The sequence below is a fragment of the Micromonospora sp. NPDC049799 genome (assembly GCF_040656655.1).
Taxonomy (GTDB): domain Bacteria; phylum Actinomycetota; class Actinomycetes; order Mycobacteriales; family Micromonosporaceae; genus Micromonospora.
Genome location: NZ_JBFAMU010000079.1, coordinates 1 through 15,290 on the forward strand (window position 1 = coordinate 1; position 15,290 = coordinate 15,290).

A 15,290-nucleotide genomic window follows, 5' to 3' on the forward strand; every position below is an offset into this window, starting at 1 on the left:
CCCCGGACGGGGCGGCCGAGGGCAGCGGCGGCTGACGCCGGGGATGCGCCCCGTCAGTCCGGGCGGTGCCGCCGATCCTGCGAGCGCTGGTGTCGCCGCAGCGCCCGCTCGTGGGCGTGTCCGAGCAGGCGGTCCACTTCGTCCCGGCTGTCGGTGGCCGGGTTGAGCACGCACGCCCAGGCGTACCCGCCGTACACCGGGTGGGGGATGACCCGGTCGAGGGTCGTGAAGTCGACCGACGCGCGGTGGCCGGCGAACTCGGCCGGCGGGTAGCCGAAGAGGCGCGCGAACTCGTCGCGCCCGAGCTCGACGCTGAGCCGGAAGACGCCGGGCCGGTCGAGCCGGGATTCCTCGTCGGAGCCCGCGTAGTCGTGCTCGATGATCGTGGCGAACGGTCGGCGGCGGTCCGGGCCGACGTAGAAGAAGCGGTCACCCCAGGTCGACGGGGGAGCCCCCGATGTTTCGTCCGCCCGCAGCACCTCGACCTGCGGGAGGGCGAGGATGTGCGCGGCGGTGTCGTCGGCGCCTGACGAGGGTGCGGGTGAAGAAGCCATGACCTTCACCGTATCGTTGAACGAGCTTTTGATACTTTGATCGCGTGCCAGCTCGGAGAGGACCTCTGAACCCTCAAGCCGCGCGACACACGTACCGACCGGTGGACCTCGCCCGCGAGCACGGCCTCTCCACCCAGGCGGTCCGCAACTACGAGCACGACGGCGTCCTCCCCGCCGCCCGGCGCACCCCCAGCGGTTACCGCGTCTACACCGAGGCGCACGCCGTCGCGCTGCGGGCCTACCTCGCCCTCGTACCCGCGCACGGGTACGCCGCGAGCGCCGAGATCATGCGTGCCGCCGTCCGGGGCGACGTCGACGGCGCCCTGCGCGCCATCGACCACAGCCACGCGCAGTTGCTGCGCGACCGGGAGGTGCTCGACGCGGTCGCGGCGACGGTCGAGGCGCTGACCACCGCACCGGTGGCGGCCCGGCCCGACCGGCCGCTGCCCGTCGGTGCACTGGCCCACCGGCTCGGCGTGACACCGGCGACGCTGCGCAAATGGGAGCGGGCCGGCGTCCTGGTTCCGCCCCGCGACCCGGCCAGCCGGCAGCGCCTGTACCGCCCCGACGACGTCCGAGACGCCGACCTGGCCCACCTCCTGCGCCGGGGCGGCTACCGGCTGGACCACATCGCGACCGTCCTGCGGCAGGTACGCGCCGCCGAGGGCGCGACACCCCTGGCCGCGTCGCTGGACGCCTGGCGGCAACGGCTGACCGCCCGGGGGCACGCCATGCTGGTGGCCGCCGGCCGCCTCGCCGACTACCTCGACCTGTCGCGTCCGGGCTCCTGATCCCTACACTGCCGGCGTGGTCAAAGGGCTGCTGCTCGACTTCTACGGCACGGTGGTCGAGGACGACGACGCCGTCGTCGCCGACATCGCCGGGCAGGTCGCCCGGGGAGCGTCCACCCCGACCCGCGCCCCGGACGTGGTCGAGGCGTGGCAGCGCGAGTTCGTACTCATCGCCGAGGGGCCACCGTTCCGGCCCCTGCGGGCGAGTGCCCTGGCCAGTCTGGCAGCGGTGCTGGCGGAGGTCGGTTGCGGCGGCGACCCGGCCGCGCTGTGCGCGGTGCAGTTCGCGTACTGGCGGTCCCCGCCGCTGCGTCCCGGCAGCCGCGCGTTCCTCGCCTCGGTCCCGGTCCCGGTCTGCGTGGTCTCCGACGCCGACCGGGACGACCTGGACGCGGCGATGGCCCGGCACGGGCTGGCCTTCGACGCCGTCGTGTGCAGCGAGGACGTGGGCGCGTACAAGCCGGACCGGGCGATGTTCGACGCGGCGCTCGACGCGCTGGGGCTGGCGCCGCACGAGGTGGTGCACGTCGGCGACTCCCTCCGGTCCGACGTGGCCGGTGCGCACGGGGCGGGCATCCGCGCGGGCTGGGTAAACCGCTTCGGGCGACCGGACACCGACGGCGCCCTCGCGGCGTTCGTGCTCACCGACCTGTCGGGCCTGGGACCCCACCTCGAACAGGGGTGAGCCGTCCGTCCCGACAGTCGCTCACGTCGACCGCGCGTCGGAGCAGAGCTCAGACGGGACTAGCTTCAAGTCGTGATGACCGTTGATTGGCTCCGTGCGGTGCTCGGCAGGGCTTCTGGGGTGCGATCCAGGAAGGCCCCTGCGGCGCCGCCCTTCGCCCCGGAGGGCATGTCGCTGCTTGAGTTGGCCCGGCTGCTCACGGAACGGCACAGCGACAGGGTCGCCAGCGCATATGTCGAGGTCGTGACCTTTGCGTCCGCCGACGAGATCGTGGCGATGCTGACGGTGTCGCTGGAGGAGGACTGGATGGGTCTTCCGGTCTGGGCACGGAACCTCGCGTTCCGACTGGCCTGCCTCCAGCGGCCGGAGGACGTCGATCTCTTGCGTACGGCGGCCAGCGACCTCCGCGCCTTCGGCCCGGACTGGGATAGCATCGCCGCCGACCTCGGCCGCCGGGCAGACAATCTGGAGGCCGGGCAGGACCAGGGCCTCACCTGACTCCTCGGCTGAAGATGAGCGACAGCAATCGGCCTGGACGACCGCAGTAGTCGTCGCCGCGTGCGGACAGCCGTCCGAGGTCGCGGATGGATCCGGCCCCCGCCGGACGAGGTGCCCCGAACTTGCAAACGAGGCATCATCCTTCCGTGCAGGTGCCGCCGACGGTGGTCTCGCTCGGTCCAACTACCCGCCATGTGCAGATCTCGACGGTAGTGCCCGCAGCTTGGAACTGCCACAGTGGACTTTGCTGTCTCGGCCCGTCGCTCCCCATAGCGAGACGGACCGGCGCCGGTGGAGCGGGTCTGAACCCGTAGTTCAACAGGGGAGGCCGCGGCATGGGCATGGGCTTAGACGTTGAGGAACGCAATGAAGGACCGTTCGAGTGGTGGTATTTCCAGCACGTCTCCACTGATTTTGTTGTCGTGGTGACAGCTCAAGTCACAAATATTCTCGGAGGCGGCAGAAATTCCCCGAGGCTGTCCGTCAGCTTCTACCATCTTGACGCGCCCGTGTCAGCTAGCTGGGCGATTCCTATCCGACGGCTTTCTCTAAATTGGGACGGCTATCTGTCCGTTGACCGGCATGTCGTGGAGCGGAACGACGGTTTCGATATTCATGTCGTTGCTGATGGCATGACGCTCGACGTTCAGATCGACAAATCTTCGGACCCCTGGGGGCCCAGAGACGACGAGATCGCAACAAGCAGCGCAGGTGGGAGGTCGGCGAAGTGGCGGGTGCGGCTCCCTCGTGGTAAATCTCAAGCGCGAATCGAGTTTGCGGGACGAAGGTTCAAGGGTGCGGGCTACGCCTACCATGATCGAAATTGGGGCACCCTGCCGATTTTTGATGTGTTCAGCGGTTGGAGTTGGGCCACGGTAGTCGCGGCGGACTCCACTCTCGTCATCGCTCGCTTGATCAATTCATCCGGGAATGTCGGCATCCTCTCAAATGGCCGGTCGAAGGAGTTTGAAGAGTGGTTCGGCAGGGCTGAAGACCCGAATACGGCCTTGAGCGTTGATGCTGAACTCCCCCGCACCTTTGAAGAGGCATTTGGCTGTGAGGGCGCAGCCGGGCGGATTCGCCTGGTCAAGGCCAAGACCTACGTCGCGCCATCGTATGGCGTCGCCTACTACCGATGGTTGCTAGTTGGTACGGACCGGGAGCAGTTGCGGATTTGCGGGGTGGCCGAGGCCGCCAGGCTGCAAGGATCAGGTTAGGGGTAGCGTTGAAGGCGTGGATTATTCAGTATGGCGTGCAAATATTCTTTGGCCTCGCCACTGTAACGCTTGGGATCATCACGATCCGTCAGAAGGTCAAAGAGAATCGGGTAAAGCTTGAGCATCTGGCGGGCGGAGACCGAAAGGCTACGCTGTTCCTGACTCGCGACCCATTGGTTAAGGCGCTGGGTGCGATGTATAAGGACGCGCGCCCAGGCGACACCATCTGGGGTCAATGCGTCGGCTGCGACGACTATACCGAAGCCGTCAGAGACGCGGTCCTGAAGGCAGCGGGCCAGGGAGTGTCCTTCAAAATAATTGTGAACAGGTATGCTCCCACACTGACCGAGTTCAGGAGCATCTTCGATCCGATCGCTTCTGCGCAACTTGTCGAAGGCTGCGATAACGCCATCCGGATCCAAGGAATCGGTGATCGGCTAGTCGTTGTGAGCATCCCCGAGATGACTGCATACACTGGTTTGCAAATCCGTGACCCCTATGTGATCGGCATATTCAAAGACTGGTTCGATCGCCGCTTTCAAGCACTGCAAGCTACACCAGCAAGATAGTCGATGGAATCACGTAGGGGTGACGAAGGAAGGGCGAGCACCGTCGCGTGGGCCCGGCAGTGGTTGGGACCGCAATCCGCCGCCGCGGGAGCAGGCTACGCGGCGCAGCGGATCGCTGTCGAAGACTGGCCGCTGCGAGCCGGGGCTGGGACTGAGGCGGCCGACCGGCGCGGACGTGAATGCTCAGCGCGCCGGGCACCTGTCGCCTTCCACGACGATCTCGCGGTCGATTCTTGTTTCGGACGTGGCGTCGGCCGGGGGCCGGGGGAGTTCGGCTACGGCGATCTCGAAACGCATCGGCTGCTGCGCGTCCGGACGACGCACCCATACGTACAGCCGGTCAGTGGATTCGGCAGCCGACAACACGTACCAGCGCTGACCCTCGCCCATCGACACCCATCCGGACTGCCGAAGCTCTGAGGCGCTGTCCCCGACGATCTCGATCGGATGTCCGCACCTGTTGACGGCACCGACGTTGAGCGCGCGTTGACAACCGGTGAACGCAAGGAGCACGGCGGTGCCGGCGAGGAGCAGAAAGATCCTCTTCACCACCTGTAACGACTCCTCCCATGGCTCCCCATGGTCAGGCTGGCCGGCCGCCCAGCGCCTCGTCCTTCCGAACGTATTGTGCCGGGCAGGCGCACCGCCTCATCGGGCTGCCCACTCGTGGTGATCCGCCACAGGTCCACCTGGTGCGGCGTGCCGACATGCAGGCGGTCGATGCTGTCCCGGCGGTGGCGCAACCCCGGCAGGGCGAGCAGCACGTCGGCTGACGGCTCGTACCGGTGATCGGTGGCCAGCCGGCGCAGAGCGGGAGGGACCCCGGCGGTGGTGTGGCTGCGCAGCATCACGGTTTCGGCCGCGTAGCGGCTGTACCGGGCGTCGCGGGTGATGTCGTCCGAGGCGTAGCCGAGACGGTCGTAGTTGTCCTCGACGGCAACGAGCGGTCGTCGTCGTTGCACATCGACAGCGCACTCCCAGGTCCGGTCGCTTCCTCTCGTCGGCGGGGTGTGGGCATGAACCCCCGGCCGACGGCGCGTGACGGGCTACCGGCAGACCTCGAAGCCCGCACGGCCGGTCAGCGGCCGGGGGCGGACGAACGGGATCGAGGAGCGCGGCATGGGTCGAGGTTAGCGCCGCAGCAGGAACACCACCAGCACTTATCGACGGGGGTTGACGCAGCCGGAATCGGCAGGCGGGGCGGGTACAGCCATGCCAGCTGACCCCGGTGATGAGTTGTCGCGCCCGCACCCGTCACACCTACGACAGGACGCGACGAGACGGGAGGATGACGTGATGAGTGCGGACACACGGCGGAAGGAGCTGGGCGTGAGCGGTCTGGGCGAGGTCGACGAGCTGGCGTTCTCGGGGCTGGCGGAGCGGCACCGGCGGGAGCTGCACGTGCACTGCTACCGGATGCTCGGGTCGTTCGAGGACGCCGAGGACACCGTGCAGGAGACGTTCCTGCGCGCCTGGCGGCGGCGGGAGACCTTCGAGGGGCGGTCGACGTTCCGGGCCTGGCTGTACCGGATCGCCACCAATGCCTGCCTGGACCTGCTCGCCAAGTGCCGCCCGGAGCCGGCGACCGGCGGCGAGGTGCGGTGGCTGCAGCCCTACCCGGACCGGCTGCTCGACGAGCTGCCCGCGGGCGACGCGGACGAGCCGGAGACCCTCGCCGTCGCGCGGGAGACGATCGAGCTGGCGTACCTGGTCGCGGTCCAGCACCTTGCCCCGCGCCCGCGGGCCGTGCTGATCCTGCGGGACGTGCTCGGTTGGCCGGCAAAGGAGGTCGCGGAGCTCCTCGGGGACTCCGTCAACTCCGTGAACAGCGCGCTGCAGCGGGCCCGCGCCGGCATGCGGGAGCACCTGCCCGCCGAGCGGCAGGACTGGACCGGCGGCGAGGCCGACGCAGAGACGCGCAACCTGATACATCGCTTCACCGACGCATGCGTGGCCACCGACATCCCAGCGCTGACCTTGATGCTGCGGGACGACGTCCGGTGCTCGATGCCGCCCACGCCCGGCCTGTACGTCGGCCGTGACACGGTGGTGAACAACTGGGTCGACGAGGGCTTCGAGGGCATGACGGGTCTGCGCGGCGTCCCCACCTCAGTGAACCGGCAGCCCGCCGTCGCGTTCTACCACTGGCGGAAGCGGGAGGGCGCGTACCTGCCGCTGACGATCGACGTCCTGCGCGTCACCGGCGGGGTGATCACCGAGATCGTCACCTTCCACGAGGACCGGTTCCCGCGGCTCGGGCTGCCGGAGCGCCTGCCGGCGGACGGCACGGAGTAGTGCCGGTGTGGACGCTCGCGCTGCGCGGTGGCGCGCGCGTCGCGGTGGTCGCGGCGCAGTGGTGCGACGCGTTCGGCGTCGTCACCCGTGGGCGGGTGCAGTTGGAGCTGCGCGACGGCGAGCCCGGGCCGGTCCTCGAACGCGACGCGGGGTTCTGGCTCCGCGGCACCGGCGTCCGTGCCCTGCGGAACCCCGGCCGTCGCACGGCGAGGGTACGCATCGTCACCCCAGGGTTACGGAATGACGGAGGAACGACATGAACAGCATGGATGACACCGGGGTCGTCGCAGGCCCGGCATCGGGCCGGGCCAGCCACAGCCACCGACTCCGCCGGGTCGCCGCCACCGGCTTCATGGCCGCGCTCGCAGCGATCGTGGCCACCACCCTCGCCGCCGCGCTTGCCCGCGCCGTCGGCGTCGACTTCGAGGTGGACGGTGGCGAGACGATCCCGCTGGCCGGGTTCGCGGTGGTTACCGGCTTCTTCTCGGTCGTGGGCATCGTCATCGCCGTCGCTCTCAGCCGGTGGAACGCCCGCCCCGCCGAGCGATTCGTGTGGACAGCGGTGTCGCTGACCGCGATCTCGATGGTTCCGCCCCTCCTCTCCGGGGCGAACACCGCGACCATCACCGCCCTCCTCGGGCTACACCTCGTGCCTGCGGCGGTGATGATCCCCGCCCTGGCGCGGAGCCTCCGTACCCGGACCGATTGACGATCCCGCGTGGGGACAACGCGCGGCGCAAGGGGGTGCACGAGCATGTGTCGCGAAGCCGCCCACCCGGACGGGGCGGTCGGCTTCTTCCGTCACAGCGGGCGGGAAGGTTCGCGGTTCGAGTCCGCGTTCGGGTGCGAGCCGCCCAGAGCCCACAAGCGAGAGAGTCACCGATGCGTGAGCGTACCGGGGTACCGTCGACAGCGGTGGCTCGCCGGGTCGCGGCCGGGTGAGTCCGCTTGGACCCTTCAGCTTGGAGCGGCGCTATGGCCCCATCGGTCGACCCGCGGTTCGGCGTGGCTTTGCATGAGTTCCGGGAGCGGCGTGGTCTGTCGCTTCGTTCTCTCGGGCAGCTCGCCCATCGGAGTAAGAGCCATCTGCACGAGCTGGAGACGGGGCTCAAGGCTCCCACTATCGACACGGCACGCCACCTGGACCGGATCCTGGACGCGGGAGGCATGCTTGCTCGCTTGGTCAATGCGCCAATCGACCATGCGGCCGAGGCCGGGGAGCTGCTGGCGAGAGTCGCCGCCAGCGATGTCAGCAGGGAGATGCTCGACCGGATCGAGCAGGGTGTTGATGACGTGGCCAGCGCTTATCCGACGATGGCCCCGGCTGAGCTCTTGCCGTTGGTGCGGCGGCACCTCGCCTATGTCGGGCGGTTGCTGGATGGACGAGTCACGCTTGCTCAACGACGACGGCTGTTGGTTTCTGGCGGCTGGTTGGCGGTGCTGCGGGCCACCGTTCACATCGACCTGCGGCAGCGGCATGCGGCGGCTGCCTATTTGCGGGCCGCTCGTGATCTCGCCGAACACGCGGAGCACGCCGAGATCCAGGCCTGGTGTCTGGAGACCCGGGCCTGGGACGTTCTGACTCAAGGTGACTATCGGACGGCACTCGATCTTTCCCATCAAGCTCAGCGGGTCGCCCCGAAGGGCAGCTCTGCCTGCATCCAGGCGACTGCTCAGGAGGCTCGTGCATGGGCGCGGATGGGGGACGTCGGTGCGACCCGGCGAGCTTTGGACCGGGTGGAGCGGCTGACGGCGAATCTGCCCGTTCCTGAGCGAGCCGAGCACCACTATCGCTACGACCCGGCCAAGGCCGCCGCGTACACGGCCACGACGTTGGCATGGGCGGGTGACCCCGGTGCCGAGCAGGTGGCGCGGGCGGTGCTGGCCGACCTGGACCCGGACGGCGATGGGGGAGCACGGCCCCGCCGGTCCGCCTCGGCTCGTCTCGACCTCGGTCTCGCCCTGGTCGCCGCCGGGCAGCCGGACGAGGCGGTCGTTCTCGGGACGCAGGCTGTGGCGTCCGGGCGAGTAGTGCCGTCGAACTGGTGGCGGGCTGCCGAGTTGCTGACGAAGGTGGAGCAGACAGGCGTGCCAGAGGCGGCGACATTGCGCGACCTCTGCACCGAGTACGCCCCTGGACGTTGACCACCAGCGGACAGCACGGTTGGTTAGCGGACAGTCACCTTCTGGATCGATGACGCGCATGGCGTGAGGCTGGTCCTCAGTGCACTCGGGCGCGGAATAGTGCATCACCAGGTGACCCTGCGCGCCCTCGACACGGAGGGCCGGACACGTGACGTTGACTGTCGAACTTCTGCGACGGATCGTCAGCCGGTACGTCCCGTCGTCGCCGGCCGCTCCTGGCATCGGACAGCGCATCCAGGCAGGCGAGCAGGAGGCAGCCCGGCGACGGCTGTTGGACCAGGCGCGAGGCAATGCTCCGGTGCTTCGAACGCCACACGTGTCATACGAGGAGTACCTGGTCGCTGTCGCCCTCACACTGGCTCGCCGGCACCGGCCCGTCTGGTCCTGGCGCAAGTGGCGACGAGTTTGCCGCTGTGGAGCTGACCTGCCCTGCCATACCCGGCACCGCATCCCTGTCAACCGCGGCCACTGGCCGGGCGAGGAGACGCGGTGAGGGTCGAGCAGGAACAGGTGATCACCGCCCGGTTCCTGGAGGGTGTGCGGTGACCACCCACGGCCCCGTCATGCCGATCTGGAGTTGCGGAGGCTGCGGCCTGCCGTGGCCTTGCCCGACGCGGCGGCGGGAGCTACGCGCGGAGTATGCAGATGCTCCGGTGTCGCTGGCCCTCTACCTCGGCTCATATCTCGTCCAGGCCGCCGAGGACATGCCCTGGACACCGGCCGGCGTCCTGCACCGCCGATTCCTCGGCTTGGTCAGGGCGGCGGACCCGCCGACGCCAGCAGTGCGGCAGCGAGGTACATCATGGATGCCAGCCAAACCGAGCCGATAAGCGCCTCAGCAGGCCGGGCACCTGTCGCCCTCCATGACGATCAACCGTAAGCGAGCAGGAAGTTGGTGGGACCGGTGCCGCCGGGTTGGCCGGGCCGCGACGGGCAGGTTCGCTGTTCAGGACGTAGAACCCGCCGTTGCCGACCGGCCCGCTCCCGCGCAGTTGATCAGGCGGTGGCCGCCTCCGCCCCGGCGCTTCCGGCCGCCGTACGTTCGAGAGAATTTCCGGAAGCGGACCGGGAGCTACCGGGCCACCCGTCCGGACCGTCCGGCCGTCACGAGCGGGACGAGCCGGCCGGCGGTGCGGCCGAGCTGTCCCGGACCACCAGCTCGGTGGAGAGTTCCACCCGGGGAGAGTCGATGCCCTCGCCCTGGGCCAGCCGCAGGACGGTCCGCGCCGCCAGGCGGCCCATCTCGACCAGCGGCTGCCGCACGGTGGTCAGGGGCGGCGAGGCCCACCGCGCCTCGGGCAGGTCGTCGAAGCCGACCACGCTGACGTCGTCCGGGACCCGCAGGCCCCGCCGGCGGATCGCCTCGTAGACGCCGAACGCCATCTGGTCGCTGGCCGCGAAGATGGCCGTCGGCGGGTCGTCGAGGTCGAGCAGCGCGGTCCCGGCGGCGAAGCCGGAGGCGTGGTAGAAGTCGCCGGGGTGGATCAGCCGGTCGTCCACCGGTACGCCGGCGGCCTCCAGTCCCGCCCGGTAGCCGTCGAGGCGGGCCCGGCTGCACAGCAGGTGGGTCGGCCCGGCGACGAAACCGATCCGCCGGTGCCCGAGCGAGAGCAGGTGTTCGGTCGCGGCGAGCCCGCCGGCCCAGTTGGTGGCGCCGATCGTGGGCACGTCGGTGGAGGGCACCCCGGCCGGGTCGACCACCACCACGGGCACGTTGAGCCGGCGCAGCTGGGCGAAGAGCGGGGGGCTGACGTCGGAGGTCACGAAGATGACCCCGTCGGTCGCCCGCGCCCGCAGGTTCTGCAGCCACTGCCGGGCGGCGGTGGGCTGCCGGTGTATCGCGGAGACCACGGTGCCCACGCCGGCGCCGTGCCCGACGTCCTCCACCCCGCGGATGATCTCCACGGCCCAGGGGCTGTCCAGATCGTTGAAGACCAGGTCGACCAGGCCGGCCGCCTGCACCGTCCGGCTGGCGGGCCGCCGGTAGCCGTGGTGACGCAGCAGCTCCTCGACCCGCTCGCGGGTCCCCGGGGCCACGTCCGAACGTCCGTTGAGCACCCGCGACACGGTCGGCACGGACACTCCCGCCTCCCGTGCGATGGCGGTGATGGTCACCCTGCGTCCGTCTTCGGCGTCCACCCGCGTCTCCTTCACCTGTTCGGGGCGGGCCGGACGTCGGTGCCCGGGGCGCACCCCGGACCGGCGTGCCGTCCCACGGGTCATCTTGCCCCACCGGTGGGGGTTGACGACATGGCAGGTCGGTTCTAGCGTTCCCACGAGTTACGGAAATGTTCCGGAAGTTTATCGGACGCCTTTCGGTCGATCCGATGTGCCGTTCCGATGTGCCGTTCCGACCGCCGTCGCGACGGCGCCCCCCACCACCCCCACCACGAAAGGGCTCGATGATGACAGTACGCACACGGCTGGCCCGGGCCGTCGCGGTCGGCGCCGCGCTCGCCCTGGCACTGCCGCTGGCGGCCTGCGGCGGCGACGACCCCGCCGCCGACAGCGACGAGATCCACATCCTGGTCTACGGCGACGCCACCAACCGGGTGGAGAAGCAGCTGGTCGACACGTTCAACAAGACGTCCAAGGTCAAGGCCGTGCTGGACACCATCCCCGGCGCGGACTACCAGGCCAAGCTGCAGACCATCATCAACACCAACCAGGCACCCGACGTCTTCTTCAACTGGGGCGGCGGCAGCATCACGCCGTTCGTCAAGGCGGACCTCCTCCTGCCGCTCGACGACATGATCGCCAAGGACCCGGGGCTGAAGGCGAACTTCCTTCCGTCGGTGTTCGACACGGCGGTGGTGGACGGCAAGGCGTACGGGGCGCCGATGCGGGGCACCCAGCCGGTGCTGCTGTTCCACAACAAGAAGGTCCTCGCCGACGCCGGGATCACCCCGCCGCAAACCTGGGACGACCTGCTGGCGGCGGTCAACACGCTGAAGAGCAGGAAGATCACCCCGATCGCCCTCGGCGGCGGCGACCAGTGGCCCACCCAGATGTGGTACCAGTACCTCTACGACCGGGTCGCCGGGCCGGAGCTGTTCGCCAAGGCGCTCGGCGGCGACAAGAGCGTCTGGGAGAGCGCGGAGAGCCGGCGGGCGCTGGAGCTGTTCCGCCAGCTCACCGACGCCGGCGCCTTCGGCACCAACTTCGACTCGGTGAAGTTCACCGACGGCGGATCGCCCACGCTGCTGTCCAGCGGCAAGGCCGGCTTCGAGCTGATGGGCTCGTGGAACTACTCCACCCACAACGACGCCAACCCCGACTTCGCCGCCAAGGACCTCGGCTGGACCGCCTTCCCCAGCATTGCGGGTGGCCTGGGCGACCCGGGCAACGTCGCCGGCAACACCAACAACTTCTACTCGGTGCTGAAGAAGACCAAGCACCCGGAAGCGGTGGCCGAGTTCCTCAAGCTCCAGTACTCCGACGAGTTCGTCCAGGCGCAACTGGCCATCGGCAACCTGCCGACCACCACCAACACCGAGAAGTTCCTCGACACCGCCGCCAACCCGGCCTACCTGAAGTTCCAGTTCGACCTGGTCAAGCAGGCACCGTCGTTCCAGCTCTCCTGGGACCAGGCGTACCCGCCGGCCGCGACGAAGACCATCCACACCGCGGTGCAGCAGTACACCAACGGTCGGATGGACGCGGACGGATTCATCAAGGCCATGCAGTCCCTCCAGGCCGGCTGACGGAAGAGCGCATGGCCACCACCACCGTTGCTCCCCGCCTCGTGGCGGAGGCGCGCCGGTCCGGACGAAGCCCGGGCGGCCACACCCACGGCCGCCCGGGCTTCGCCTGGGCCCTGCCCGCCACCCTCTTCTTCGGCTTCTTCGCGATCGTTCCGCTGCTGCTCGTCGTGGTCCTGTCCCTGATGAGTTGGAGCGGGCTCGGACCGGCGGAGTTCGTCGGCCTGGAGAACTGGCGCCGGCTGGCGGCCGACCCGGTGATGATCCAGAGCCTCTGGCTGAGCGTGCTGCTCACCGCGCTCGGCGTCCTGGTGCAGACACCGCTGAGTCTGCTCATCGGGGTCTGGGCGGCCGGGCAGCAGCGCAACCGGGCGGTCCTGTCCGCCATCTTCTTCCTGCCGCTGCTGCTGTCCGCCACCGCCGTATCGGTGCTCTGGCGGGCGCTGCTGGACCCGAACTTCGGGGTGCCGGGACAGGCCCGGTGGCTCTTCGGCGACGGCAACCTCTTCGGCAGCCGGACCGGGGCGATCGCCGTGCTGGTCTTCGTCGCCAGCTGGCAGTTCATCCCGTTCCACGCCCTGATCTACCAGGGCGCGGCGCGGGCGGTCCCGGCGGTGCTCTACCAGGCGGCCGAGGTCGACGGGGCCGGACGCTGGGGTCAGTTCCGCCACGTCACCCTGCCGCAGCTGCGCAACGCCATGATCACCTCGGTGGTGCTCATGGTGGTCGGCGGGCTGACCACTTTCGACACCGTCCTGATCCTCACCCAGGGCGGACCGGGCACCGACACCACGATCAGCGCCTACTACATGTACGAGCAGGCGTTCCAGCGCTTCGACTTCGGCGCGGGCGCGGCCATCGCGCTGCTGCTGGTGGTGGTCGCCACGATCATCTCGCTGATCGTGGTGCGGGTGTCCGGGTACGACAAGATGCGCAGCACGATGGAGGGCCTGTGACACGCCACCGCCCCAACTGGATCGCGGGTGTGGGGTCGGTGCTCTGGCTGCTGCTGGTGGGCCTGCCGATCTACGTGATGATCGCGGTCACCGTGCAGACCCGGCCCGGCTACGGCCGGAACGGGCCACTCGCCCTGCCCGACACCTTCACCCTCGACAACTACACCGGCGCCTTCACGCAGGGCTTCGGCCGGTACTTCCTCAACACCCTGGTGGTGACCGCGAGCGTCGTGGCGATCGTGCTGCTGCTCGTGCCGCCGCTGGCGTACGCGATCGTCCGCAGTCGCAGCCGGCTCACCTCGGGTGTCTTCCGCCTGTTCCTGCTCGGCCTCGCGATTCCCGCGCAGGCGGTCGTCGTGCCGATCTTCTACCTGATCAGCATGGCCGGCCTCTACGACAACCTGGTCGGCGTCATCCTGCCCACCGCCGCCTTCTCCCTGCCGGTCTGCGCGCTCATCCTCAGCGGCGTCATGCGGGACATCACCAGCGACCTGTACGAGGCCATGGCGATCGACGGCGCCTCACCCGGGCGGATGTTCTGGCAGCTGGTGCTCCCGCTGTCGCGTGGCGGCATCTCCACCATCGCGGTGTTCTCCGCCCTGCAGGCGTGGAACGGCTTCCTCTTCCCCCTCATCCTCACCCAGTCCGACTCCACCAAGGTGATCACGCTGGGCCTCTACAACTTCCAAACGCAGTACGGCATCGACATCCCGGGGCTGCTCGCCGCCGTGGTGCTGTCGATGGTGCCCGTCCTGCTCGTCTACCTGTTCGCCCGCCGGGCCCTCGTACAGGGCCTGATGGGCGTCGGAGGAAAGTGACCGGCGACGTGACCCTGGACATCGAACGAGGCACCGCGATCTGGAACGACCCGTCGTACGACCTGGCCACCCGGGTCGACGCCCTGGTCGCCGCGATGACCCTGGCGGAGAAGGTGGCGCAGCTCTACGGCGTCTGGGTCGGTGCGTCCGCCGACGGGGGCGAGGTCGCGCCGCACCAGCACGAGATGGAGGAGCCGGCCGACCTCGACGCCCTGCTGCACGTCGGGCTGGGCCAGCTGACCCGCCCGTTCGGCACCGCACCGGTCGACCCGGCGCTCGGCGCGCTGTCGCTGCTGCGGACCCAGCAGCGCATCGTCGCCGCCAACCGGTTCGGCATCCCGGCCGTGGCCCACGAGGAGTGTCTCGCCGGCTTCGCCGCCTGGGGCGCCACCGCGTACCCGGTGCCGCTGTCCTGGGGCGCCACGTTCGACCCGGCGCTCATCCGGCGGATGGCCGCCGCCATCGGGGCGGACCTGCGCCGACTGGGCGTGCACCAGGGGCTGGCGCCGGTGCTGGACGTGGTCCGCGACGCCCGCTGGGGCCGGGTGGAGGAGACCCTGGGCGAGGACCCCTACCTGGTGGGGACGGTGGCCACCGCGTACGTCCAGGGGTTGGAGTCGGCGGGCGTGGTCGCCACCCTGAAGCACTTCGTCGGCTACTCCGCCTCCCGCGCCGGGCGCAACCTCGCGCCGGTCGGGATGGGTCCGCGGGAGCGGGCCGACGTGATGCTGCCGCCGTTCGAGATGGCGATCCGCGAGGGCGGCGCCCGGTCGGTGATGCACGCCTACACCGACACCGACGGGATGCCGTCGGCGGCCGACGGGCCTCTGCTGACCGGCCTGCTCCGGGACACCTGGGGGTTCACCGGCACGGTGGTCGCCGACTACTTCGGCATCGGCTTCCTGCACACCCTGCACGGGGTGGCCGGCAACTGGGGCGAGGCGGCCGGCGCGGCGCTCGCCGCGGGGGTGGACGTCGAGCTGCCCACGGTGAAGACCTTCGGTCCGCCGCTGCACGCGGCGCTCGCCGCCGGGCAGGTCCCGGAGGAGCTGGTCGACCGC

Annotated in this window: 18 protein-coding genes; 14 read left to right on the forward strand and 4 right to left on the reverse strand. The window is 69.7% G+C overall.

Annotation, left to right across the window (positions count from 1 at the left end):
* Nucleotides 1-53 precede the first annotated feature (53 nt).
* Nucleotides 54-554: a DUF6194 family protein gene (locus AB0I76_RS09470; RefSeq protein ID WP_357032328.1), complete on the reverse strand. Its 501-nt coding sequence runs from the start codon at nucleotides 552-554 to the stop codon at nucleotides 54-56.
* 101 nt (nucleotides 555-655) lie between these two features.
* Between AB0I76_RS09470 and AB0I76_RS09475 the strand changes: the two genes are divergently transcribed.
* From AB0I76_RS09475 to AB0I76_RS09495, 5 genes are all read left to right on the forward strand, one after another.
* Nucleotides 656-1,345 carry a MerR family transcriptional regulator gene (locus tag AB0I76_RS09475; protein WP_357032331.1) on the forward strand — a complete coding sequence of 230 codons (690 nt, stop codon included), beginning with the start codon at nucleotides 656-658 and terminating at the stop codon, nucleotides 1,343-1,345.
* 16 nt (nucleotides 1,346-1,361) lie between these two features.
* The gene (locus tag AB0I76_RS09480) at nucleotides 1,362-2,030 is read left to right on the forward strand and encodes an HAD family hydrolase (protein WP_357032334.1); all 669 of its coding nucleotides are present in this window, start codon (nucleotides 1,362-1,364) and stop codon (nucleotides 2,028-2,030) included.
* A gap of 168 nt (nucleotides 2,031-2,198) precedes the next feature.
* A complete protein-coding gene (locus tag AB0I76_RS09485; protein ID WP_357032337.1) occupies nucleotides 2,199-2,528 on the forward strand; it encodes a hypothetical protein in 330 nt (109 codons plus the stop codon).
* 335 nt (nucleotides 2,529-2,863) lie between these two features.
* Complete coding sequence (locus tag AB0I76_RS09490) at nucleotides 2,864-3,745, forward strand: hypothetical protein (protein ID WP_357032340.1); 882 nt, start codon at nucleotides 2,864-2,866, stop codon at nucleotides 3,743-3,745.
* A gap of 8 nt (nucleotides 3,746-3,753) precedes the next feature.
* Entirely contained in the window at nucleotides 3,754-4,314 is a 561-nt protein-coding gene (locus AB0I76_RS09495; RefSeq protein ID WP_357032343.1) for a hypothetical protein, read from the forward strand.
* Between the two features lie 183 nt (nucleotides 4,315-4,497).
* Here AB0I76_RS09495 and AB0I76_RS09500 read toward each other — a convergent pair whose 3' ends face one another.
* Together AB0I76_RS09500 and AB0I76_RS09505 are read right to left on the reverse strand one after the other, a co-directional pair.
* Nucleotides 4,498-4,866 carry a hypothetical protein gene (locus AB0I76_RS09500; protein WP_357032346.1) on the reverse strand — a complete coding sequence of 123 codons (369 nt, stop codon included), beginning with the start codon at nucleotides 4,864-4,866 and terminating at the stop codon, nucleotides 4,498-4,500.
* Nucleotides 4,860-5,276, reverse strand: coding sequence for a hypothetical protein (locus AB0I76_RS09505; RefSeq protein ID WP_357032349.1), 417 nt, complete (start codon nucleotides 5,274-5,276; stop codon nucleotides 4,860-4,862). The genes AB0I76_RS09500 and AB0I76_RS09505 overlap by 7 nt, the downstream gene beginning before the upstream one ends.
* Before the next feature lie 334 nt (nucleotides 5,277-5,610).
* Here AB0I76_RS09505 and AB0I76_RS09510 point away from each other — a divergent pair, with 334 nt between their 5' ends.
* The 5 genes from AB0I76_RS09510 (at nucleotide 5,611) to AB0I76_RS09530 (ending at nucleotide 9,584) form a co-directional block, all read left to right on the forward strand.
* Nucleotides 5,611-6,609 (forward strand): RNA polymerase subunit sigma-70, encoded by a 999-nt coding sequence (locus AB0I76_RS09510; protein WP_357032352.1) that lies wholly within the window; start codon nucleotides 5,611-5,613, stop codon nucleotides 6,607-6,609.
* A 5-nt stretch (nucleotides 6,610-6,614) separates the two neighbouring features.
* On the forward strand, nucleotides 6,615-6,869 hold the full coding sequence (locus AB0I76_RS09515; RefSeq protein ID WP_357032355.1) for a hypothetical protein: 255 nt from the start codon (nucleotides 6,615-6,617) through the stop codon (nucleotides 6,867-6,869).
* Nucleotides 6,866-7,318, forward strand: a complete 453-nt coding sequence (locus AB0I76_RS09520) for a DUF6069 family protein (RefSeq protein ID WP_357032358.1) — start codon at nucleotides 6,866-6,868, stop codon at nucleotides 7,316-7,318. Before AB0I76_RS09515 ends, AB0I76_RS09520 begins: the two co-directional genes overlap by 4 nt.
* Nucleotides 7,319-7,584: 266 nt before the next feature.
* The gene (locus tag AB0I76_RS09525; RefSeq protein ID WP_357032361.1) at nucleotides 7,585-8,754 is read left to right on the forward strand and encodes a helix-turn-helix transcriptional regulator; all 1,170 of its coding nucleotides are present in this window, start codon (nucleotides 7,585-7,587) and stop codon (nucleotides 8,752-8,754) included.
* Between the two features lie 542 nt (nucleotides 8,755-9,296).
* Complete coding sequence (locus AB0I76_RS09530; protein WP_357032364.1) at nucleotides 9,297-9,584, forward strand: hypothetical protein; 288 nt, start codon at nucleotides 9,297-9,299, stop codon at nucleotides 9,582-9,584.
* Between the two features lie 274 nt (nucleotides 9,585-9,858).
* Here the strand turns inward: AB0I76_RS09530 and AB0I76_RS09535 are convergent, their stop codons facing one another.
* A complete protein-coding gene (locus tag AB0I76_RS09535; RefSeq protein ID WP_357032367.1) occupies nucleotides 9,859-10,893 on the reverse strand; it encodes a LacI family DNA-binding transcriptional regulator in 1,035 nt (344 codons plus the stop codon).
* 266 nt (nucleotides 10,894-11,159) lie between these two features.
* On the opposite strand from AB0I76_RS09535, the gene AB0I76_RS09540 reads away from it, so the two are divergent.
* From AB0I76_RS09540 to AB0I76_RS09555, 4 genes are all read left to right on the forward strand, one after another.
* Nucleotides 11,160-12,458, forward strand: a complete 1,299-nt coding sequence (locus AB0I76_RS09540; RefSeq protein ID WP_357032370.1) for an extracellular solute-binding protein — start codon at nucleotides 11,160-11,162, stop codon at nucleotides 12,456-12,458.
* Between the two features lie 11 nt (nucleotides 12,459-12,469).
* Nucleotides 12,470-13,411 (forward strand): sugar ABC transporter permease, encoded by a 942-nt coding sequence (locus AB0I76_RS09545; protein WP_357032373.1) that lies wholly within the window; start codon nucleotides 12,470-12,472, stop codon nucleotides 13,409-13,411.
* Nucleotides 13,408-14,229, forward strand: coding sequence for a carbohydrate ABC transporter permease (locus AB0I76_RS09550; RefSeq protein WP_357032377.1), 822 nt, complete (start codon nucleotides 13,408-13,410; stop codon nucleotides 14,227-14,229). The genes AB0I76_RS09545 and AB0I76_RS09550 overlap by 4 nt, the downstream gene beginning before the upstream one ends.
* Nucleotides 14,226-15,290 (forward strand): glycoside hydrolase family 3 N-terminal domain-containing protein (locus tag AB0I76_RS09555; RefSeq protein ID WP_357032380.1); only part of this gene is annotated, 1,065 nt, incomplete at its 3' end. The genes AB0I76_RS09550 and AB0I76_RS09555, both read left to right, overlap by 4 nt.

Bases quoted from the DNA above. Each gene is read 5' to 3' on its own strand.
- AB0I76_RS09470 (WP_357032328.1), bottom strand. From the start codon at position 554: ATGGCTTCTTCACCCGCACCCTCGTCAGGCGCCGACGACACCGCCGCG.
- AB0I76_RS09485 (WP_357032337.1), top strand. From the start codon at position 2,199: ATGTCGCTGCTTGAGTTGGCCCGGCTGCTCACGGAACGGCACAGCGAC.
- AB0I76_RS09490 (WP_357032340.1), top strand. From the start codon at position 2,864: ATGGGCATGGGCTTAGACGTTGAGGAACGCAATGAAGGACCGTTCGAG.
- AB0I76_RS09510 (WP_357032352.1), top strand. From the start codon at position 5,611: ATGAGTGCGGACACACGGCGGAAGGAGCTGGGCGTGAGCGGTCTGGGC.
- AB0I76_RS09520 (WP_357032358.1), top strand. From the start codon at position 6,866: ATGAACAGCATGGATGACACCGGGGTCGTCGCAGGCCCGGCATCGGGC.
- AB0I76_RS09525 (WP_357032361.1), top strand. From the start codon at position 7,585: ATGGCCCCATCGGTCGACCCGCGGTTCGGCGTGGCTTTGCATGAGTTC.
- AB0I76_RS09540 (WP_357032370.1), top strand. From the start codon at position 11,160: ATGACAGTACGCACACGGCTGGCCCGGGCCGTCGCGGTCGGCGCCGCG.
- AB0I76_RS09545 (WP_357032373.1), top strand. From the start codon at position 12,470: ATGGCCACCACCACCGTTGCTCCCCGCCTCGTGGCGGAGGCGCGCCGG.